General features: G+C 52.1%; 22 protein-coding genes and 2 riboswitches. All 22 genes read right to left on the bottom strand.

The annotated features are described in order from the left end of the window. Positions 1-10 precede the first annotated feature (10 nt). The 22 genes from scpB to IEW70_RS04915 all read right to left on the bottom strand — a co-directional run bounded on the left by scpB (position 11) and on the right by IEW70_RS04915 (position 20,595). Positions 11-655: an SMC-Scp complex subunit ScpB gene (scpB, locus tag IEW70_RS05020; protein ID WP_188646840.1), complete on the bottom strand. Its 645-nt coding sequence runs from the start codon at positions 653-655 to the stop codon at positions 11-13. After that, the gene (locus IEW70_RS05015) at positions 645-1,418 is read right to left on the bottom strand and encodes a segregation and condensation protein A (RefSeq protein WP_188646839.1); all 774 of its coding nucleotides are present in this window, start codon (positions 1,416-1,418) and stop codon (positions 645-647) included. The genes scpB and IEW70_RS05015 overlap by 11 nt, the downstream gene beginning before the upstream one ends. Before the next feature lie 24 nt (positions 1,419-1,442). Next, positions 1,443-1,925, bottom strand: a complete 483-nt coding sequence (gene ribH, locus IEW70_RS05010) for a 6,7-dimethyl-8-ribityllumazine synthase (protein ID WP_188647065.1) — start codon at positions 1,923-1,925, stop codon at positions 1,443-1,445. Positions 1,926-1,953: 28 nt separating this feature from the next. Next, positions 1,954-3,153 (bottom strand): bifunctional 3,4-dihydroxy-2-butanone-4-phosphate synthase/GTP cyclohydrolase II, encoded by a 1,200-nt coding sequence (locus IEW70_RS05005; RefSeq protein ID WP_188646838.1) that lies wholly within the window; start codon positions 3,151-3,153, stop codon positions 1,954-1,956. 13 nt (positions 3,154-3,166) lie between these two features. Beyond that, complete coding sequence (gene ribE / locus IEW70_RS05000; RefSeq protein WP_188646837.1) at positions 3,167-3,814, bottom strand: riboflavin synthase; 648 nt, start codon at positions 3,812-3,814, stop codon at positions 3,167-3,169. A gap of 13 nt (positions 3,815-3,827) precedes the next feature. Continuing rightward, the gene (gene ribD / locus IEW70_RS04995) at positions 3,828-4,919 is read right to left on the bottom strand and encodes a bifunctional diaminohydroxyphosphoribosylaminopyrimidine deaminase/5-amino-6-(5-phosphoribosylamino)uracil reductase RibD (RefSeq protein ID WP_188646836.1); all 1,092 of its coding nucleotides are present in this window, start codon (positions 4,917-4,919) and stop codon (positions 3,828-3,830) included. A 227-nt stretch (positions 4,920-5,146) separates the two neighbouring features. Next, a riboswitch (FMN riboswitch) is annotated at positions 5,147-5,281 on the bottom strand. A gap of 62 nt (positions 5,282-5,343) precedes the next feature. Next, a complete protein-coding gene (locus tag IEW70_RS04990; protein ID WP_188646835.1) occupies positions 5,344-6,276 on the bottom strand; it encodes a COX15/CtaA family protein in 933 nt (310 codons plus the stop codon). 380 nt (positions 6,277-6,656) lie between these two features. Next, the gene (locus tag IEW70_RS04985; protein ID WP_188646834.1) at positions 6,657-7,742 is read right to left on the bottom strand and encodes a murein hydrolase activator EnvC family protein; all 1,086 of its coding nucleotides are present in this window, start codon (positions 7,740-7,742) and stop codon (positions 6,657-6,659) included. A 292-nt stretch (positions 7,743-8,034) separates the two neighbouring features. Further along, a complete protein-coding gene (gene lysA / locus IEW70_RS04980; protein WP_188646833.1) occupies positions 8,035-9,357 on the bottom strand; it encodes a diaminopimelate decarboxylase in 1,323 nt (440 codons plus the stop codon). A gap of 91 nt (positions 9,358-9,448) precedes the next feature. Next, positions 9,449-9,621, bottom strand: a riboswitch (Lysine riboswitch). Positions 9,622-9,712: 91 nt separating this feature from the next. Next, positions 9,713-11,221: a spore germination protein gene (locus IEW70_RS04975; RefSeq protein WP_188646832.1), complete on the bottom strand. Its 1,509-nt coding sequence runs from the start codon at positions 11,219-11,221 to the stop codon at positions 9,713-9,715. Continuing rightward, a complete protein-coding gene (gene spoVAEA, locus IEW70_RS04970; protein WP_188646831.1) occupies positions 11,199-11,780 on the bottom strand; it encodes a stage V sporulation protein SpoVABEA in 582 nt (193 codons plus the stop codon). The genes IEW70_RS04975 and spoVAEA overlap by 23 nt, the downstream gene beginning before the upstream one ends. 16 nt (positions 11,781-11,796) lie before the next feature. Beyond that, positions 11,797-12,219, bottom strand: coding sequence for a stage V sporulation protein AB (locus tag IEW70_RS04965; protein ID WP_188646830.1), 423 nt, complete (start codon positions 12,217-12,219; stop codon positions 11,797-11,799). Further along, complete coding sequence (locus tag IEW70_RS04960) at positions 12,203-12,829, bottom strand: stage V sporulation protein AA (protein WP_188646829.1); 627 nt, start codon at positions 12,827-12,829, stop codon at positions 12,203-12,205. Before IEW70_RS04960 ends, IEW70_RS04965 begins: the two co-directional genes overlap by 17 nt. Before the next feature lie 147 nt (positions 12,830-12,976). Next, entirely contained in the window at positions 12,977-13,747 is a 771-nt protein-coding gene (gene sigF / locus IEW70_RS04955; protein WP_188646828.1) for an RNA polymerase sporulation sigma factor SigF, read from the bottom strand. 9 nt (positions 13,748-13,756) lie between these two features. Continuing rightward, on the bottom strand, positions 13,757-14,209 hold the full coding sequence (spoIIAB, locus tag IEW70_RS04950) for an anti-sigma F factor (RefSeq protein WP_308423129.1): 453 nt from the start codon (positions 14,207-14,209) through the stop codon (positions 13,757-13,759). Beyond that, a complete protein-coding gene (spoIIAA, locus tag IEW70_RS04945) occupies positions 14,206-14,559 on the bottom strand; it encodes an anti-sigma F factor antagonist (RefSeq protein WP_188646827.1) in 354 nt (117 codons plus the stop codon). Before spoIIAA ends, spoIIAB begins: the two co-directional genes overlap by 4 nt. Before the next feature lie 122 nt (positions 14,560-14,681). Further along, complete coding sequence (locus IEW70_RS04940; protein WP_188646826.1) at positions 14,682-15,872, bottom strand: D-alanyl-D-alanine carboxypeptidase family protein; 1,191 nt, start codon at positions 15,870-15,872, stop codon at positions 14,682-14,684. Between the two features lie 195 nt (positions 15,873-16,067). Then, positions 16,068-17,393, bottom strand: a complete 1,326-nt coding sequence (locus IEW70_RS04935; protein WP_188646825.1) for a pyrimidine-nucleoside phosphorylase — start codon at positions 17,391-17,393, stop codon at positions 16,068-16,070. Beyond that, complete coding sequence (locus tag IEW70_RS04930) at positions 17,394-18,221, bottom strand: purine-nucleoside phosphorylase (RefSeq protein ID WP_188646824.1); 828 nt, start codon at positions 18,219-18,221, stop codon at positions 17,394-17,396. Between the two features lie 21 nt (positions 18,222-18,242). After that, a complete protein-coding gene (locus IEW70_RS04925) occupies positions 18,243-19,073 on the bottom strand; it encodes a purine-nucleoside phosphorylase (protein WP_188646823.1) in 831 nt (276 codons plus the stop codon). An 18-nt stretch (positions 19,074-19,091) separates the two neighbouring features. After that, a complete protein-coding gene (gene deoB, locus IEW70_RS04920) occupies positions 19,092-20,279 on the bottom strand; it encodes a phosphopentomutase (RefSeq protein ID WP_188646822.1) in 1,188 nt (395 codons plus the stop codon). Between the two features lie 70 nt (positions 20,280-20,349). After that, positions 20,350-20,595 (bottom strand): DUF4227 family protein, encoded by a 246-nt coding sequence (locus IEW70_RS04915; protein WP_188646821.1) that lies wholly within the window; start codon positions 20,593-20,595, stop codon positions 20,350-20,352. Positions 20,596-20,663: the final 68 nt, after the last annotated feature.

Raw genomic sequence — 20,663 nt, 5'->3', positions numbered from 1 at the left:
TTTTGCCGCTTTAACCCGCTTCGGAACCGGCTGCGGTCCCTTCTTCGTCTGTCCATTCCTCTTCCGACAGAGCCCCTTCCGGTTCTACGCCCAGCCGTTGGAACAACTCCTGCCGCTCCGCCTCCATCTCCGCCCAATTAAAGATGGAATCCGGAGCAGGCAGCTCCTCCAATGATTTCAGGCCGAAATACTCGAGAAATTCCCGGGTGGTTCCATACAAAATGGGACGACCAGCTCCGTCGGCACGGCCCACTTCCTTGATCAGCCCTTTTCGCTTTAACTGGGTCAGTGCTTTTTCCGATTTGACGCCACGGATCTCTTCCACATCCGCCCGAATAATCGGCTGGCGGTAAGCGATAATCGCCAACGTTTCCAAAGCAGCCCGGGAAAGTTGAGAACGCGTGGGAGATTGGGCCAACTTCTCATAATAAATCCGGTGTTCCGGCAAGGTGGTCAACTGATACACCTGAGCCACTTCGACGATTTGAATGCCGCGTCCTTGCTCTTTCCACTCCCGTTGCATCTCCTGAATCAGCTCTTTGATAACGGCCAGTTTCTCTTCCGTTGCCTCGGCGATTTCCGCGGGTTTCAAACCTTCCTCCCCCGCCGCAAACAACAACCCCTCAATGACAGCCTTTAACGTTTCACGCTTCAACAAGCGTTCCCTCCTCTCCCGGCGGCGCTTCGATCCGCATATCGTCAAACAATTGCTCTTGCCGGATCCACACCCGCTTGGTTTTTAACAACTCCAACAACGCAAGGAATGTCGTGATCACCCGTTCCCGGGTAATCCAGCGCGTCTGGAGCAACTGGGAAAAACGAAGAGAACCCCCGCTGGCATAAAGCAGCTTCGCAATCTCTTCCATGCGGTCGCTGACCGAGATTTCATCCCGAGTCAATTGGGCTGTGGAAGAGGTCTCTGCTTCTCGCCGGTTTCGCAACACCTCCACAAAAGCTTCCAGCAAATCATCCGGGGAAATACCTTCAACGGGATTGCTTTCTTTGGCATATGGTGTTAAATCCATCGGCGGACGGGTGTACACCTGGCTGCGAAACTCCTCCCGTTCCCTCAATACCTCGGACAACCGCTTGTATTTTTTGTATTCCAAAAGCCGCTGGACCAGTTCCTCCCGCGGATCCAGCACCTCTTCTTCGTCCATGTAGTCCATCAGGGGATCTTCGGGCTCGGGCCGGGGCAGAAGCATCCGGCTTTTAATCGCCAATAAGTGGGCCGCCATCAACAAAAATTCGCTGGCAATCTCCAATTCCAACTCCCGCATCGTCGACAAAACAGCCATATACTGTTCGGTAATGCGGGCGATGGGAATGTCACACACATCCACCTCCGCCCGATCGATTAGATGCAACAGAAGATCCAGCGGGCCTTCAAATGATTCCAGCTTGATTTGGACATCCACGGTCCCCTTCCTCCCTTGAGAGGATCAGCCCTGAAGGGATTCTTTCAGGGAGCGTTGCAGGTTGGCCATTTCCACAGCTGACAAAGCAGCTTCCCAACCTTTGTTGCCAGCTTTGGTGCCTGCCCGTTCAATCGCTTGCTCGATTGTATCCACCGTCAGCACTCCGAAAATCACCGGTATGCTGTGCTTTAGGCTGCAAGCAGAGATTCCCTTGGCTGCTTCATTGCACACATAGTCGAAGTGGGGGGTGGCACCGCGAATCACGGCACCCAGGGTGATCACAGCATCATATTTGCCCGAAGCCGCCATCTGATCGGCAATCAGCGGGATTTCAAATGCACCGGGGACCCATGCTACATCGATGTCCTTTTCATCCATACCATGTCGGATCAAAGCATCCTTGGCCCCTGCCAGCAGTTTTCCTGTAATAAACTCGTTGAAACGAGCCGCCACAATGCCGAAACGCAACCCCTGTGCTGTCAATTGACCTTCAAATACATTGGACATCATTTCATTTCCCCCTTCGATTTCTCCGTTAAAAGTGCAACATATGTCCCAATTTGCTTTTCTTCGTCCTCAGATACTTTTCGTTATCGGGGAGGGATGGCATTTGGATCGGAACGCGTTCCACCACTTCCAGACCATAGCCTTTCAACCCGGTGATTTTCCGGGGATTGTTTGTTAACAGGCGCATTTTTCGGACTCCCAAATCCCGCAGGATCTGTGCCCCGATCCCATAGTCCCGCAGATCTGGGGAAAAGCCCAGCTTCAGGTTGGCCTCGACGGTGTCCAGCCCTTCTTCCTGCAGTTTATACGCCTTCAATTTGTTTAGAAGGCCAATGCCCCGTCCTTCCTGACGCATGTAAAGGAGCACACCCGTCCCTTCCTGCTCGATCTGGGTCAGGGCTGCGTGGAGCTGCGGGCCGCAATCGCATCGGTGCGAGCCGAATACATCCCCTGTGAGACACTCGGAATGGACCCGGACCATCACCGGTTCTTCCGGGTCTATCTTCCCTTTTACCAGCGCGATATGTTCCTTGTGATCCACTTCGTTGCGGTATCCGTAAGCCGTAAATTCACCAAATTCCGTCGGCAGCCGCGTGGAAACCACCCGTTCCACCAGTTTGTCTTTCCGATTGCGATATTGAATCAGATCCTGGATGGTGATGATTTTCATATCATGCTGTTTGGCGATTTCCATCAGATCCGGCACCCGAGCCATCGAACCGTCCTCTTTGATCACTTCGCAAATTACCGCAGCCGGATAGGAACCGCACAAACGTGCGAGATCAACCCCCGCTTCCGTATGCCCTGCCCGGCGCAGAACCCCGCCTTTTTTGGCGATCAACGGAAAAATGTGGCCCGGACGGCGAAAGTCGCTGGGTTTGGCTTTTGGATCAATCAATGCCTGCACGGTGCGAGAGCGCTCCTGGGCAGAGATGCCGGTGGTCGTTTCGATATGGTCGATAGAAATCGTAAACGCCGTTCCATGGGTATCGGTGTTGTGCTGCACCATCGGCGGCAAATCCAGCTCCCGGGCCCGCTCCTCCGTAATCGGCGCACATACGAGTCCGCGCCCATGGGTGATCATAAAGTTGATCACATCGGGGGTGGCTTTCTCAGCCAACGCCACAAAATCCCCTTCGTTTTCCCGGTCTTCATCATCCACCACGATCACCACGTGCCCTTGCATCAATTCGTAAATGGCTTCTTCAATCGGATCAAAAGAGATCATCCGCTTCACCTCCTCAGTCAGCAAAGCCGAACCGCATCAATTGGTCTTTGGTAATACCTGTATTCGCGTGATTGTTCTTCTCCAACAGTTTGGCCACATACTTCCCAATCATGTCACATTCGATATTGACGGTGTCTCCAGGGTGCGTTTCTTTTAACGACGTCATCTCCAGCGTATGCGGGATGATAGAAACGCTGAAGGTGTTCTTCTCCACGGAAACCAATGTCAGACTGATTCCATTCACCGCCACAGAACCTTTGTCCACCATCAGGGAAGTTAACGATTCGGGTACGCGAATGCGAAACAGCACGGCGTTCTCATGGGGTGTACGGGAAACCACTTCTCCAATGCCGTCCACGTGTCCTTGCACAAAATGTCCGCCGAAGCGGTCACCGGCAGACATCGCCCGTTCCAAGTTTACAAGAGACCCGGGGGATAATCGGCCCAGGTTGGACTTTTTTATCGTTTCCGGCATGACGTCCACTGCAAAAAAGTCACTGCCGAAGGTGGTGACAGTCAAACAAACCCCGTTCACGGCGATACTGTCCCCAAGCTTCACATCCGCCAACACTTTTTTACAGGAGATGCTCATCCGCATCGCCAATCCCTGTCGTTCCACCTTGCGGAGACGTCCCACTTCTTCCACCAGTCCGGTAAACATCCCGATCCCTCCTCTACCGGGGGAGATACCCGCTCACACAGATGTCTTCCCCGAATCGCTCCACATGAATGTCATGCAATGAGAAAGCGTCGGCCATTTTGGCAAAACCGGGCCCTTCGACCGCCGTCGGGCTTTCCTTTCCTCCCAACAATTTGGGAGCGATAAATACAACCACTTTTTGCACCCACCCTTCCCGAAGCAGCGAAGCGTTCAACCGGCCACCGCACTCGGCCAACACCGACAGAATGCCTTTCCGGCCCAGGTCGGTAAATACAGCATCCAGATTCACATGGGGACCAGAGCTGGTACGAACCACCCGCACCCCTTTTTTTCGCAGGAGCTTTTCTTTCTCCGGATCCGCCTCATCAGTGCAATAGACCCATGTGGGCGCTTCCGAAACCTCTGTCACGGGTGTATCCAACGGAATCCGCAAACGACTGTCCAAAATGACCCGGATCGGATTGCTCCCCCCCTCCGGTAAACGCGTCGTCAAACGGGGACGATCCTTCAATACGGTGTTCACCCCCACCAATACCGCATCATGCCAATGACGCATCCGGTGTACCTGCAGCCGGGAAGCTTCACCGGTCACCCACCGGCTGTCACCAGTCGGGGCAGCCACCTTGCCATCCAGCGTTACCGCCGTCTTCAGCGTGACAAAGGGCCTGCCCGTGCGGCGGTGGTGAAAATACGCCTCGTTCAGGCGCAGGCACTCCTGTTCCAATACGCCCTCAACTACCTCGATCCCCGCCTCCTGCAACCGGCGAATTCCCTCACCGGCAACCCGGTGATCCGGATCCCGGGTGCCGACAATCACCCGGGAAACTCCGGAAGCGATCGTTTTTTCCGTACAAGGCGGCGTACGGCCGTAATGGTTGCACGGCTCCAGCGTGACGTAAAGAGTGCTCCCCTTCGCTTCATCACCGGCCATGTTTAACGCATGTACTTCCGCATGGGGCGTTCCGGCCTGAAGATGGGCACCTGTCCCCAGCAGGCGCCCATCTTTCACAACGACGGCCCCTACCATCGGATTGGGAGAGGTTTGACCTCTCGCGGATTCCGCCAGCGTAACCGCCAAACGCATCCAATGTTGATGGGCTTCCATATACGACTCCTCTTTCCACAGATAAAAGAAAAAGCCCTGATCCAATCAGGGCTTGGTTTGTGAAGAACAGAACAAGGTGGTGAATCAAATGGGCAGACCTCTCTCTATGACGTCTAGCCGGGGATGCCGTCATAAAAAGGCAGACTGCTCCCTGGGAATGCGGGTACGACAAAACAACGGCAATAATTACCAAAGATTGCCTACCCCGGTTTTCATCCATCCACCTGTTCATCCTTCTCCCATCCAGACTTTCACTGTCGGTCCCGGAGTTTCACCAGGTCCACCGCCAAAGGCGGGTCACGGACTGAGGCGCAAGCGCCATCACCGCCGGTCGGGAATTTCACCCAGCCCCGAAGGATGTACGAAACTATACACTTTTTCTACCGTCTTACAAGTTGAGTATACAAAAACACGCGAGAAAAGTCTATTTAACCGGCGACTCCACATGTTCATACCGGCGCCACGGAATCCCGGCCTGCATGCATAGGTAACACAAGGCTGCAAAAAAGGCGGAGATCAGGGTCGTGTGCAAAAGGGCAATCATCAGTTCCAGTTTGGTTAAGACGATCAGACCGCCGGTCAGCACTTGGGCTGCTGTCAACCAAAGGGAATGAAACGCACCCCGCCTTAAGTCCGCCCGATGTGGATAGTATTTTCGCACAGCGATATACAGCCACACCACAAACACGGTCATCGCCGCTGCAAACCAGCGGTGCAGCATTTGCACACCCGGCTGAGTCGTAAAGTCAGGCAGCCACACCCCGTCACACAACGGCCAAGAAGCGCATCCCAGGCTTGATCCGGTATGACGGACATACGCCCCGGTATAGACGACAAGATACGTAAATACCGTCAGCCCCCAAATGCCGGTCCGCACCCCTCGGGAAACAGCGGGTTTAGATTGGCTTGCCCCCGGATCCCGATCCAGCCGGAAGACCAATACCGCCAGCAAGGCTACACTGGCAAAAGAAACCAACGAGAAGCCGAAATGCAATGCCAACACTGCATCCGATTGGCCCCAGACAACAGCGGCAGCTCCCAACAGCCCCTGCAGCACGATGAAAAAGACACTGTTGAAAGCAAAAAATTTGACTGCTTTATTCTCCCGATATGCCCTCCAGGCCCAGACGGAGAGAATAACCACAATCAACCCCACCAGACCGGAAACAATCCGGTGACTGTATTCAATCATCGAAGCCAGTGTATGATAGGTGGGAAATACTTCACCGTTACAGAAGGGCCATGTATTGCCGCATCCTTCTCCGGATCCGGTTTTAGTCACCAGCGCACCCATTAATAAAATGATAAATGTACCCAGCGTCGCCAGCACGGATACACCTTTTAACCATGATCGCATCGACGAGCATACCCCCCTTTCTCTATTCGATTCCTCTCATATCATACCACAACCGTCCAATTATCCGTTTATTCTCCGGTTTTCGACACGAGATCTCCAAAAAAATCTCTAAAAAAAGCTCTTCTACCCGTCGCTCCCTCTTCGACGTCACAGACGCAATTCCGTCCGCTCCGAAACATAGCGTGACTTTGGAGCGGAGCGAGAAAAAGCACGACTTGTGCTCTTTGCGTGGGATGACCAAGGTGTGAGACAAAGGAAAAGCTTTGTCTGTCTCGCTTTTTGCCTCGGTCAATGGACGTCGTTCAAAGGTAGCTCCTTGGTAGAAGAGCTTTCTTTTTTTCGTAAATGGACGTTGTCAGCAGACTCGCATGCCGTCAGAACTATTCCATATAGGGAAGCGGATTGGTGTAATTCCCAGGACTTCCCCTGTGTACTTCGAAGTGCAAGTGCGGACCCGTGGATCGCCCATTATTGCCAACAGCCGCGATCTGCTGGCCTTTGCGGACCACATCCCCTACACTCACCCGTGCCTGGGTCGCCCACATGTGGGCATAGAGAGAGAAGATCCCGCCACCATGGTCGATCATGATGTAATATCCGTATCCGCAGCTGCATGATTGGGACCGAATCACTTTTCCGTTGGCAGCCGCATAAATCGGCGTTCCAATATCATTTCCGAAGTCGATCCCAGTATGGAACTCGCTTCCCCGATACCCGTAACCCGAAGTAATCGGGCCGTTCACCGGACGCATCAGCGGTCCTTGGTACGGGAAATTTCCAGACTTGAGGTTTTCCAGCCCCAACTCCTGAATTTCCTGCTTGGTGATCGATTCTTCATGCTCCAGATTTTTTAAGGCATCCTGGTTTTTCTGCATTTCCTTCATCAGCTTATTAAAAGCCTCTTGGGCTTTTTGGGCTTCTTTCTTCTGCTTTTTCTGCAGCTTTTCCAGCTCTGCCTTCGTTTTTAACACTTTATCACGGGCATCGTAATATTTTTTAACCACCTGATAATTTCGCTTCACAATCAGACGGAGAAACTCGAAGCGAGTCAAGAATTCATTGATCGAGCCGGCACTGAGCAGGGACTCCAGGTTAGCCGTCTGTCCGTTGATGTACATGGACCGGACTACTTTTTTGTATTCCCCTTCGGTCCGATCCACATCTTTCTGTGCTGCCTTCAAGTCTTTCTCGGTCTTCTCCAGGGCTTTTTCCGTCTTTTCCAAGGCTTTTTCCGCTTTGCTCAACACGGATTTTTTCTTTTCCACGTCTCTTTTGAGCGCAGCGATATCTTTTTTGACCTTGCCCTGCTCGGTTCGGTTATTATCCAGCTCTTTTTCCAGCTCTTCTTTGCTTTTGGCTTCTACCGACTGACTCGGTACAGCAGTCATCATCAGGCTAACTGCAGTCACCGCCACCACCAAAGAACGGACAAACCGTCCTCTTACGAAAACAATTCGAATCTTCATCACCCTTTCTATCCTCATATGAAAAACTTGTAAAAAGTGCATGGAAGGACAAACAGTCACGCATTTGCGCAACCAAGAATTATGTAAAGATCAGATAATTTGTCCTTCCTCCAAAACTTGTATCCCTTTAAAGATGAATACAAGTCTCGAAAAATAGTATAGCTGAGCTCCTAATACGCTTCAATATAAATAGAGAATCTTAAAAAAAACCTCCAAAAGGAGGTTTTTTGTTCAACGACTATTTATAAAGACATAGACCGTAAAGACTAGATTCAGTACATGTCTGCCAACTTCATCCCTGCACATGTTCCTTTTTCATCCGTTCCGGGATCCGATCATTACGAGTCAGATCTTCCAGAGTTTCCCGTTCAACGACCACATCCGCCATACCATCCCGGACGAACACCACTGCCGGACGACGTACCCGATTATAGTTGTTGGCCATGGAATAGTTATAGGCACCGGTACATGTCACCGCCAGAACATCACCGGTCTTCACCTTGGGCAGCGAAATATCCCAGATCAGCATATCGCCCGATTCACAAAGCTTTCCGGCGATGGACACCGTTTCTTCCGGTTCTTCCAGGGCCCGATTAGCCAATAACGCCTCATATTCTGCTTGATACAGAGCGGGACGGGGATTGTCATTCATACCACCGTCAACGGAAACATATTTGCGGACACCCGGAATCTCTTTGATCGTCCCCACTGTATACAACGTCGTGCCGGCCTCGCCTGTGATGCTCCGCCCGGGCTCCACCCATATTTCAGGCACGTGCTGGGGAAACGTGGAGCGGACTGCTTCTGCGATGGCATCCACATAGCGGGATACCGGAAGCGGTGTGTCTTCTTCCCGATACCGAATACCAAAACCACCGCCCATATTGAGAATCGACGGGGTAAAGCCGAAGCTCTCTCGGCATTCTGACACGAGATTCGCCATTTTTTGCACGGCCAGCCGGAAGCCTTCCACCTCGAAGATTTGCGAACCGATGTGACAATGGTAACCTTCCAGACGGAGGTTGGGGGAAGCCATGGCTTGACGGACGGCTTCCTGGACTTGGCCGCTTGCCAGGTCAAACCCGAACTTGGAGTCTTCCTGGCCGGTCTGGATATAATTGTGTGTATGGGCTTCCACTCCGGGAGTCGTTCGCAACAAGATCCGTGCGATGGTCCCGGCTTGGCCGGCCAGATGTTCCAACAGGGATAATTCTACAAAGTTATCCACGACAAACAGCCGGACCCCCGCATGTAACGCCATCTGGATCTCGTCGGGGGTTTTGTTGTTCCCGTGAAAATAGATCCGTTCCGGGGGAAAGCCGGCTTTCAATGCGGTAAACAGCTCACCGTCTGAAACAACATCCAGATGAAGTCCTTCTTCGTCCACGATGCGGCACATGGCAAGGGTGCTGAAGGCTTTACTGGCATAAGCCACTTGGAAGGGAAGGTTTGTTGATTCAAAAGCCTCCATAAATTGACGCATCCGATGCCGGATCAGTGCTTCGTCCATCACATACAAAGGAGAGCCAAACGTGCGGATCAGTTCCACCGCATCACAGCCTCCGATTTCCAAATGTCCCTGTTCATTGATTCGACTCGTTCCATGCAGCTTCATGCTCGACCGGTCGCTCCTCCCCTGGGTAATCCTCAATAACAAAAAACGGCAACCGCGATCACCGCACCTGTTGCCGCAAAACGCCCTTGCCTCTGACGGTAGCGCTCCGCGGCCATTGCCACGGCAATCAGTTACTTCTTCAGCAACTGACCAGCACACAGAGCTGGGCACCCTGTGCACTTCGGCGAGCCGCCCTTTCCCTGTCCATCCTCGATGCCTTTCTCCGGACAGGTACTATTGCGGACCCGCACCTCTACCTCATTCCGATCATTGAGTGCCGTCCTTTTTCATTGTTATTAGAAAACAGGATAACACATCTGATACCCGTTGCCAAGAGACAACTGTTCACGAATCCTCACCCTTCCGGCTGCGGACGGCGCGTCGAGTCCTGGGGATGCACCAAACTCGGACGGCGCTTCATAAACGGAAGAGGGGTACGAAACAGAACCTGAACCAGTGCCGGGAAGTTAAAGGGGATGAACGGCCACAGGTATGGCGTGTTTAGAGATCGCGTGTAGGCGAGAATAATGATCCACAGTGTCAGACCCACCACCAACCCCGGAGCCTTGAACAGATAAGTGAGCAACAACAGCGATAACCGCGCCAGTTTATTGGCCAAACTGAGCTCATAACTGGGCGTGGCAAAGTTTCCGATCGCTGCAACAGCTAAATACAAGATCACTTCCGGGATAAACAAACCCACCTTCATCGCGATCTCGCTGATTAACACAGCTGCGATCAAGCCCATGGCCGTCGCCAGGGGAGAGGGGGTGTGCACGGCAGCCATCCGCATCAAATCGATCCCGATCTCGGCAAAGATGAACTGCCAAAATACATCGATCTTGCCTGCTTCTCTCGGACCGATAAAGCTGAGAGACTCGGGAAGCAGATCGGGCTGCATCACATACATCATCCACAATGGCAACAACACCAACGAGGCAATGATCCCCAAAAACCGGATCCACCGCAGATATCCGCCGATAACAGGAGTTTGCCGGAATTCCTCTGCATGCTGCACATGGTGAAAATACGTAGTCGGAGTAATCATGACACTGGGGGAGGTGTCCACAAAGACCAGTACATGCCCCTCCAACAGGTGGGTGGATGCCACATCCGGCCGTTCCGTATAACGAGCCAAAGGAAACGGGTTCCAGCTTTTCCGGTTGATAAACTCCTCCACCGCTTTTTCTCCCATGGGCAAGCCATCCACTTTGATCTGATTCAAGTGACTTTTGACGGATGTGACCAAACCGGGGTCCGCTACATCCTCGATATAAGCGACACAGATATCCGTCTTTGAGCGCTTTCCTACTGTCACTATCTCCATCCGCAAACGGGGATCCCGGATCCGTCGCCGGGTGAGGTTCACATTGGTCAACAGGGTTTCCGTAAATCCGTCCCGCGAGCCGCGCACGACCCGCTCCGTATCGGGTTCCTCAGGGTTACGGGCGGGATAGGTGCGGGCGTCGATCACCAGCGCTTTTGTTTCTCCGTCCACCAACAGGACCAACTGGCCGGACAACACTTGATCGATGCAATCTTCCACTGTTTCTTTGGTGGAGACCTGGATGTGCACCACATAAGTCTCCAATAATTTCTGGACCAGATCAATCGTCGTTTCTTCCGGCTTTAAGCGGCTTAACTCTTTTAAAACCTGCACCATGATAATATCTTTGACAAACCCGTTCAAATACAACAGGGCGAAAGACTTTCCCCCAAAGGTCATCTCCCGCATTACCGTATCAAAACTGATCCCGATTCCAACAGCTGAGTTCAACACTTGTTTGTTGATCTCGATTTCTCGGGCAAGGGGTGTTTTTTGCTGTGAAGATTGTATGGGTTTACTGTTGGATGTTTGTTGCATCATATCCGCTTCTTTCCAATATCATTTGCACTGCTTTCGTGGTCACTGGCGCGCCCCATAGGTAATCGTCATGTTTATCCATTTTTCCTACATCGCCGATGCCTACCACATAGGGAAATTGAAATTGGTTTAGCACATCCACTGTATCTCCGTAAATCCGCAAAGGGCCGTTCATCTCATGACCGGCTTTGTCCACACCGTGATACACCACGTTGCCGTTGTGATCCAAAGCAACATGGACCTGCACACCCTCCACATGATCCGAATTGGATGCGACCGCTACCACACCCAATACCTCGATATCCGGATGGGAAGCCACATATTCCAATGCTCGTTCGCCTTTCCCTTTATGCCGGGAGCCGCAGTCGTCAAACATGATCAATATGGGATCATGGGCCGCTTCCTGAATTAATTTCACCAGCTGCGAACCGCTCAAAGGGGAAGGATTGCCCGCGGAAGCGGAAATGCACCGCCCCCCGATTTGTCTGGCGACTTCTTCCACCGTTTGTTTGGCTACCCGATCTCCATCGGTAATCAGGATGACTCTCCTTTTTGCCAATGCGCTCCCTCCCTCCTTATGCGATAAACCAAATCCACTGGAACAGCGAACCCAAAATCTTTCCGAAGACCATAGCCATCAACAAATACAGAACAAATTTCTGCATCTGAAGACGTTTGGCCAGAATCGGAAGCACATTGATCACCTCCGTCAACGCCGCCGCCAGCAATCCGACGAAACATCCCGCCAAAAACCCTACCGGCACCGTACCCAAGGGGGAGAAGGCAGCAGACCAGTCACGGAGATCCACCCAAGTCGCTGCCAGTGCCCCAGCAACAAATGCCCACTCGTAACTGCGAACATAGCGCCGCCCCCTGGAAAACACCGTTAAGCGCGGAACGATATCCAGCACGGTGAGAAATGCAACAAAACCGCTTCCCACCGCCAGCCCCCCGCCCAATCCGATGAAAACTAACAGGATGCTACCCAGAAGGTCCATTCCGATCCCCACGATCCTTCGATTTCTCATGGTCAATCACAAACTGGTCGATATTCTCCTGATACAAAAAGACCTCCAATTCCAAGGGACTGGGCTCATCATTGAACTTTCGCTTAAACAAATGGTTAAAAAAAAGGACCATGCCCAACCCGATTCCGATGGAATAAGGAATTTGCAACAGCAGCGGCTTGGAGTTATGTTCCCCTGTAATGAGATAGTAGATCCGTTCGTGAACAGCTTTCATGCTGACATCCGTATGGAAATTCATAATGGCCAAGGCAGATCCTACAAACAATAACAACCAGACCAACGCTACCAATACGCCAGAGGGAACCTTATAAACCGCCTCGACTTCGATGATGGTTTGCAACGGTCCGACACTGCGCACCTCTACATCGGGATATTGCTGCCGGATCTTGCGCAGCACATCCATCACATCAACCACCATATGACTTCCTTGATCCTTTCCCAAACGAAGGATAGGAAGATAACCCAGATCTTCGTGATCTTCACCTGTCAACAGCTGCGCCAAATCCCTCAACAGAAGGATTTCCCCGACCCGGGCCTTCACCCTTTTTTTTAGTTGGAGGTAAACCAAGTCCGTACCCACGGATGCCACCTCCCGTCCATGTCATTAGGATTATTATGTGTTGGAGTGCCCGCCCTCATACGAACATACGGGTTCAACAAAAAAGCACCCTGGGGGTGCCTATGGTTATCGATACCTATCATTTTCATTGACACTCCGTTCCCGGTTCTACTGCCCTCCGGGTTTAAAATCGATCTCCTCCCGAATCTTTTTGATGATCTTTTTTTCCAGCCGGGAGACTTGCACTTGGGAAATTCCCAACCGTTCCGCCACTTCAGACTGGGTCTGATCTTTGAAATACCGCAGATAGACAATCAACTTTTCCCGTTCCGTTAATTGATTGATCGCCTCTTTTAAAGTAAACTTGTCAAACCAAGACGATTCGGATTCATCGGAAATCTGATCCATCAAGGTGATTGGATCCCCATCATTTTCAAATACCGTCTCATGAATAGAAGCGGGAGAACGGCTGGCTTCTTGGGCAAACACGATATCCTCGGGGGATACATTCATCTCCTCAGCCAACTCATTCACCGTCGGAGAGCGTCCCAGCTGTTTCGTCAACTCATCTTTAGATTTGCGAATTTTGTTGGACAGCTCTTTCAATGACCGACTGACTTTCACCATCCCGTCATCCCGCAAAAACCGCTGGATTTCGCCGATAATCATCGGGACGGCATAAGTGGAAAATTTCACATCATAGGAGAGGTCAAATTTATCGACAGCTTTCAACAGACCGATACAACCGATCTGGAACAAATCTTCGGCTTCATAACCCCGGTTGAGAAAGCGTTGCACCACCGACCAAACCAATCGGATGTTGTGCTTGACCAGACGGTCTCGCGCCGCAGTATCTCCATTCTGGCTTTGCTGGATCAGGGATTTCACTTCATGATCGGACAGATGTTTGTGACGGGAATTGCGCACATCGGATTCCATGGGCAGCCCTCAATTTTTTATGGTCTGGGAATGGGTTTTTAACACCTTGACCAACCGTACTGTCGTCCCTTTTCCAACTGCCGACAGAATCTCTACCTCATCCATGAAGTTCTCCATGATGGTAAAGCCCATGCCCGATCGTTCCAACTCCGGTTTGGACGTGTACAAAGGTTGCCGCGCTTGCTCGATATCCTGTATTCCTTTGCCCTGATCCTGAATGGTGATGCTTATACGGGAGCCGTCGATTTCCGTCCGGATCGTTATAACTCCGTCCGGCTTTTCCTCATAACCGTGAATCACAGCGTTGGTCACGGCTTCCGATACTACGGTTTTGATATCCGTCAGCTCTTCCATGGTAGGGTCCAATTGAGAGATAAAAGAGGCAACTGCAACACGTGCAAAAGATTCATTTTCGGATCGGCTGGCGAAACGCATTTCCATGAAATTATGTATGTGTGTCATGATGCCACCCCGCAAGCATGAAGCGCTGCCTGTTCATCCTCATGCAACGGCAAAATTTTAAACATCCCCGATAATTCAAACAAACGGTAGATCGTCGGGTGTACGGAACAGAGCATCATTTTCCCTCCCAATTGAGAGATCCGTTTGTATCGTCCCAAAATCACGCCCAAACCGGAACTGTCCATAAACGTTAATTCCGACAAATTCAACACCATGTGTGTATACAAGTCCTTGGCTAATTCGCTCTCGATTTGCTGTCGAACCTCTTCAGCGGTATGATGGTCCAATTCGCCGGCCAAACGGACCACGAGTACGTTTCGTTTATGGGTCAAATCTACATACAGGCTCATCTGGTTCACCTCTGTTCGGTTTTGGTTACTGTTTTCTACAAATTGGGGAACCTTTCCTTCCCTGTGACAAAAGAACCAAAAAATCGAGGCCCCTGTTGCGGGGAGCCTCGATCCGGCTGAGTTTACGAAGCTGGTTGTTCCAGTGCTTTGGCCTCTTCCGGAAAGAAGAAGAAGCTTTTCGTGGTCCGTTTCATCAGTGTCCATAATCCGGCCCGCTGGACATCGCGGGGAGCGGCAAGTTTCATTTCGGCTATTCTTTTTCCCTGTTTCTCCAACAACACTTCCCCGATGGTCTGCCCTTTTTTCACCGGAGCCAAGCGGGCCGTCAGCACCACTTTGCGGGTATAATCCTTGTGATTCTCCCCTTTTTTTATCAGCACGCTAAATTGATGCGGGGCCCGGATAAGCAGATCCCGCTCTTCTCCCTTATCCAGTCGAACCGTCCCGATCGGGTCGCCTTTCTTATAAACGACATGGTTGGTGTACTGGCTGAATGCGTAATCCAGCATACGGGAAATTTCCCGGTTGCGTGCCTTTGATGTGGGCTCCCCCAGCACTACTGCAATTACCCGGAAGTTTCCCCGTTTGGCCGTAGCGGACAAGCAGTATTTGGCCGCTGCGGTAAATCCGGTTTTTAACCCGTCCATTCCTTCATAAAACCGGACCAAACGGTTGGTATTGACCAGCCAGAACGGCTTATTCGAATCCTGCCGCAAATAATCCTGGTAAATGCGAGTATACTTGGTGATCTCGGGATACTTCAACAATTCCCGGGACATGATTGCGATATCCCTGGCAGTGGTGTAGTGATCCGGGGCAGGCAGACCGTTGGGATTCTGAAACCGGGTGTGAGTCATACCCAATTCTTTGGCCCGTTGATTCATCCGTTCGATAAACGCTTCTTCTGTTCCGGCCAAATGTTCCGCCAATGCGACCGAGGCATCATTGGCACTCCCGATTGCCACGCCTTTTAGCAAGTCTTTCACTTCCATCTGTTCACCCGGCTCCAAAAAAATCTGGGAGCCGCCCATCGATGCCGCATGCTCACTGATGCGCACTTTGTCATTGTAGGAAACTTTTCCTTGCTCCAGGGCCTCCATCACCAGCAACATCGTCATAATTTTGGTGATACTGGCTGGCGACAATTTCTCGTCGATGTTCTTTTGATACAGCACTGTTCCCGAATCTGCATCCAACAAAATCGCCGAACGAGCCTGTGGTGCCAACCCGCCCTCTCCCGCCCATACCTGCGGAGGAATCAAGGTAAATACAAGGCAAAACAAGAGTGGTAAAACAAACATACGCAAGCGCATAGACGCTTCCCTCCTATCCATCGTACGCATAGTTTGAACGAGGGACAGGTGGATTATTCCAATGAAAAATTACGCACCTCAGTCAACCTCCCTTAACCGGGTTCGACCCCCGTCATATATGGTGGGGTGGGAAAGGGGAGGCTTTGAAAAAAGAACAAAGCTGCCGGTTGACTTCGGCAGCTTTGACAGAAAAACTTAAACCTTCTCCACTCCCCGCTCCGTCACAATGGAACGGATTTGGCGCGGCGGGACGATTCGCTCTTTGGTAATGGTGACGGCTTGCAACAGACGATTCTGCACCGCCTTCACTTTGCTCTCATCATTCACGTGAAGGGTAGCGATAGCTTCACCTCGGCTTACCACATCCCCCACCTTCTTATGCAATACAATGCCGACGGCGTGGTCAATCCGATCTTCTTTGGTGGCCCGACCCGCTCCCAATTGCATCGCACACAAACCGATTTCTTCCGCTTCCAGCTGGGCGATCGTTCCGTCTTCCGGCGCCGGCACTTCCACCTGACGGGACACCGTCGGCAGGAGATCCGTTTGATCCACCGCCCGGGGATCTCCCCCTTGGGCTTCCACAAATTCTTTGAATTTGGCCAGCGCAGAGCCGTCTTTCAATTTGCCTTCCAACAACCCGCGAGCTTCGGTGACTGAATCGGTCTTGCCTGCCAGAACCACCATATGAGCGCCCAGCGTCAGGGAAAGTTCCGTCAAATCATCCGGGCCCCGACCCTGCAACGTATCAATGGCTTCTTTTACTTCCAATGCGTTCCCCACGGCATATCCCAAGGGTTGGTTCATATCGCTGATGACAGCAACGGTTTGGCGGCCGACTCGGGAGCCGATCCCTACCATCGCCTCGGCCAGTTGAACCGCGGATTCCTCGTCTTTCATAAACGCACCTTTTCCGGTCTTGACGTCCAACACGATGGCATCTGCCCCGCCAGCAATCTTTTTGCTCATGATAGAGCTGGCGATCAACGGGATGGAATCCACGGTGGCGGTTACATCCCGCAAAGCATACAGTTGCTTGTCCGCAGGAGTCAGGTTGGCGGTTTGTCCTGCCACGGCGATTTTCAGTTCATTGACTTGCTTGACGAATTGCTCCGTAGAAAGCCCCGTGGTAAAACCGCGGAAAGACTCCAGCTTGTCGATGGTACCGCCGGTATGCCCCAGTCCCCGTCCGGACAATTTGGCCACGGGAACCCCTGCAGAAGCTACCAACGGCGCCACGATCAATGTGGTGGTATCCCCTACACCGCCGGTGCTGTGTTTGTCCACTTTTCGCCCCTCGATTTGGGACAGATCCACCTGTTCTCCCGACTCCACCATGGCCAGGGTTAGATCCGCCGTTTCCCGGTCGCTCATGCCACGGAAAAACACCGCCATTGCCCAGGCGGCCATTTGGTAGTCCGGAATCTCATCCTTGGCAAATCCCTTGATGAGAAATTGAATCTCTTCGGCGGTCAGTTCCCCGCCATTCCGTTTTTTCCGGATGATATCCACCGTTTGCATTTACAGGGTCACCTCTTCAACAATGCCCTTTACCAGCTGGATAAAGCGCGGTTTGGTACGGTTGGCTACCTCGACCACCTGCTCATGGGTCAAGGGTTCCAGCTCTTCCCCGATGGCCATATCCGTGATGCAGGAGATCCCCAGCACTTTCAACCCGGCATAGTTGGCTGCGATCACTTCCGGCACCGTGGACATCCCGACGGCATCCCCGCCGAGATTGCGCAACATGATGAGTTCTGCCGGTGTCATATAAGCCGGACCGCTGATCCCGGCATATACGCCTTTTTGCACCTTCAGATCCTGACTTTTCGCTACTTTTTCCGCCACCTCGATCAGTTCCGGATGATACGCTTGGGACATATCGGGGAATCGGGGTCCCAGGCGGGACTCATTGCGGCCGATCAACGGATTACTGCCCGTCATATTGAGGTGATCCCGGATCAGCATCAAATCCCCTGCCTGGAAGGAGGAATTCATCCCGCCAGCAGCATTGGTGGCCACCAATACTTGCACACCAAGAGCTTTCATCACATACACAGGGAAAACCACTTCTCGCTGGGAGTACCCCTCGTAATAATGAAACCGCCCTTGCATGACAACAACCGTTTTTCCGGACAAACGGCCGATCACCAGTTGACCGGCGTGTCCTTCCACCGTTGACACCGGAAAATGGAGGATGTCCGAGTAAGGAATCTGTACAGCTTCTTCAATATCGTGGGCCAAGTCTCCCAGCCCCGAACCCAGGATTAAACCGATGACCGGACGATGTTCTGTTTTGTTTTCAATAAACGATTTGGCTTGTTCGATGCGTTGCCACAATTCTGCCATGACGACGCTCCTTTCCCCTTCTTAAACAGATAAAATGTCTTTCATAATTCCTTTGACCAAACCGATAAATTTGGGTTTAACCCGTTCCGCCGTCTCCATGACTTCCTCGTGGCTCAACGGCTGCGGTAAAATCCCCGCCGCCATATTGGAAATGCAAGAGATACCCAAAACGCGAATGTCGGAATGACGGGCAATGATCACTTCCGGTACAGTGGACATCCCGACAGCATCTGCACCGATGGTGCGCAGCATTCGAATTTCTGCAGGAGTTTCGTAAGACGGACCGGTCAGCCCGGCATAAACCCCTTCTTGCAAACGAATACCTTCCGATTCCGCCACCCGGTGAGCTAATTGACGCATGGCGGGATCATAAGCTTCCGACATATCCGGGAAACGAACGCCCAAGTCCGGATCATTGGGGCCTATCAAGGGGTTGGTACCCATCAGATTGATGTGATCCCGGATCACCATCAAGTCTCCCGCTTGATACCCGGTGTTCACACCCCCGGCCGCATTGGTCACCACCAGTTTTTCCACACCCAGAGCTTTCATGACGCGAATGGGAAAGGTGACATCCGTCAGGGAGTATCCTTCATAAAAATGAAACCGGCCTTGCATCGCCACCACCGGCTGCCCTTCCAAACGGCCGATCACCAATTGACCGGCGTGTCCTTCAACGGTGGATACGGGAAAATGGGGGATTTCCCCATAGGAAATGGTTGCTGCCTCTTCGATTTCATCTGCCAGGATTCCGAGTCCGGAGCCCAAGACCAAGCCAATTTTCGGCTCTAGGCTGAGTTTTTTTTGAATCGCCTGGGCGGCTTCCTCTATGCGTTTCTTGATGTCTTTCATGTTTCCTTGCCCCTCTCCTTATTGTTTCCCTCTTAATTCAGACAAAAAGCTGGTACCTCGTCCAGTGCCCTCGATGTTAAAATTGTCCGCTATGGTAGCACCCACATCGGAGAACGTTTTCCGAACACCCAGGGAAGTTCCTGCTTGCGCCAGGGAAGGACTCCAAACAAAAAGCGGCACATACTCCCGGGTGTGATCGGTCCCTTTGTAGGTCGGGTCGTTCCCGTGGTCCGCCGTAATGATGAGGAGATCATTCGCTTGGATAGCGTTCATGATTTCTGGCAAACGTTGATCAAACTCTTCCAATGCTTGGCCGTAGCCTTCCGGATCCCGGCGGTGGCCGTATTTGGAATCAAAATCGACCAGGTTGACAAAGGCAAGTCCCCGATAGGGCTGCGCCAATACTTTCAACAGTTGGTCCACCCCGTCCATATTATCCTTCGTTTTGATCGATTGCGTGATTCCCTCACCCGCGTAGATATCGGAGATCTTGCCGATCGCAATGCTGTCCAAACCGGCATCGGCCAACCGGTTCATCACCGTCGGCTCCGGCGGCTTAACGGAGTAATCCCGGCGGTTGGGTGTGCGTGTAAAGTGACCCGGTTCGCCTACAAAGGGACGGGCGATCACCCGCACTACCGCATATTTCTCGTCCAAGGTCAACTCCCGGGCGATTTCGCAAATCCGGTACAGCTCATCCAACGGCACCACTTCTTCATGAGCGGCGATTTGGAACACACTGTCCGCAGAGGTATAAACGATCAAATCCCCCGTTTTCATATGCTCTTCGCCCAATTCATCGATAATGGCAGTTCCGCTGGCAGGCTTATTGCCCAGTACTTTGCGGCCGACCCGCTCTTCAAAAGCTTGGATCAGTTCCTTTGGAAAGCCATCGGGATAAGTTTTGAAGGGAACAGACGTATGAATCCCCATAATCTCCCAGTGTCCGGTTGTCGTATCTTTCCCAGCCGAGACTTCCGCCATTTTTCCATAGTGCGCTTTGGGCTGCGCTGCTGGCGCAATGCCGGGAATCGGCTCGATATTGCTCAAGCCCAGCTCCGCCAGATGGGGCATCTTCAAGCCTCTGGTTTCGGCGATATGGCCCATGGTATGGACCCCTGAATCCCCGAATTTTTCTGCATCAGGCAACGCCCCGATTCCTACACTGTCCAGCACGATTAATGCAATACGGTCAAAATGCTTCAACCTATCTCACCTCGCCGACCATAATATAACAAAAAAGACCGCTTAGGGACATCCCCTTGCGGATCACATCTCATTCCCCCAACCAGTAAAAGAGAAGGAGCCGATCTGGTAACACTCTCGCATCTTCCAGGGACCGTCCATCCTGCTCGTAAGGGGCAAACACTTTAACTGCCCGCCCCTTCGGTTCCCCGTATCGATGGGCCGGTTTCATCCACTGGGATAGGAGAGCGATCACTTGGTACATCACCAAAGTCACGATCAAAAACAACATGAGAAATTTAGCCCATTCCGCCAGCCGTTTCAAAGATATAACCATAACTCCTCGTCCCTTCCCGTTTTCCTACCATCCTATGACAGGAAAGGCGGTTTATGCAGCGGCGAAGA

Source organism: Marinithermofilum abyssi (assembly GCF_014641195.1).
Taxonomy (GTDB): Bacteria; Bacillota; Bacilli; order Thermoactinomycetales; family DSM-45169; genus Marinithermofilum; species Marinithermofilum abyssi.
Note: the sequence above shows the minus strand (reverse complement) of the source record. Positions and strands in the feature narration are given on the sequence as shown.

Bases quoted from the DNA above. Each gene is read 5' to 3' on its own strand.
- ribD (WP_188646836.1), bottom strand. From the start codon at position 4,919: ATGGAAGCCCATCAACATTGGATGCGTTTGGCGGTTACGCTGGCGGAA.
- ribH (WP_188647065.1), bottom strand. From the start codon at position 1,925: ATGTCCAATGTATTTGAAGGTCAATTGACAGCACAGGGGTTGCGTTTC.
- IEW70_RS04925 (WP_188646823.1), bottom strand. From the start codon at position 19,073: ATGAAAGACATCAAGAAACGCATAGAGGAAGCCGCCCAGGCGATTCAA.
- IEW70_RS04915 (WP_188646821.1), bottom strand. From the start codon at position 20,595: ATGGTTATATCTTTGAAACGGCTGGCGGAATGGGCTAAATTTCTCATG.
- sigF (WP_188646828.1), bottom strand. From the start codon at position 13,747: ATGGAATCCGATGTGCGCAATTCCCGTCACAAACATCTGTCCGATCAT.
- IEW70_RS05005 (WP_188646838.1), bottom strand. From the start codon at position 3,153: ATGATCTCTTTTGATCCGATTGAAGAAGCCATTTACGAATTGATGCAA.
- IEW70_RS04985 (WP_188646834.1), bottom strand. From the start codon at position 7,742: ATGAAGATTCGAATTGTTTTCGTAAGAGGACGGTTTGTCCGTTCTTTG.
- spoIIAA (WP_188646827.1), bottom strand. From the start codon at position 14,559: ATGAGCCTGTATGTAGATTTGACCCATAAACGAAACGTACTCGTGGTC.
- IEW70_RS04975 (WP_188646832.1), bottom strand. From the start codon at position 11,221: ATGCAACAAACATCCAACAGTAAACCCATACAATCTTCACAGCAAAAA.
- ribE (WP_188646837.1), bottom strand. From the start codon at position 3,814: ATGTTTACCGGACTGGTGGAAGAAGTGGGACGTCTCCGCAAGGTGGAA.
- IEW70_RS04990 (WP_188646835.1), bottom strand. From the start codon at position 6,276: ATGCGATCATGGTTAAAAGGTGTATCCGTGCTGGCGACGCTGGGTACA.
- IEW70_RS04965 (WP_188646830.1), bottom strand. From the start codon at position 12,219: ATGGACCTTCTGGGTAGCATCCTGTTAGTTTTCATCGGATTGGGCGGG.
- IEW70_RS04940 (WP_188646826.1), bottom strand. From the start codon at position 15,872: ATGCGCTTGCGTATGTTTGTTTTACCACTCTTGTTTTGCCTTGTATTT.
- IEW70_RS04930 (WP_188646824.1), bottom strand. From the start codon at position 18,221: ATGGCAGAATTGTGGCAACGCATCGAACAAGCCAAATCGTTTATTGAA.
- spoIIAB (WP_308423129.1), bottom strand. From the start codon at position 14,209: ATGACACACATACATAATTTCATGGAAATGCGTTTCGCCAGCCGATCC.
- IEW70_RS04935 (WP_188646825.1), bottom strand. From the start codon at position 17,393: ATGCAAACGGTGGATATCATCCGGAAAAAACGGAATGGCGGGGAACTG.
- lysA (WP_188646833.1), bottom strand. From the start codon at position 9,357: ATGAAGCTGCATGGAACGAGTCGAATCAATGAACAGGGACATTTGGAA.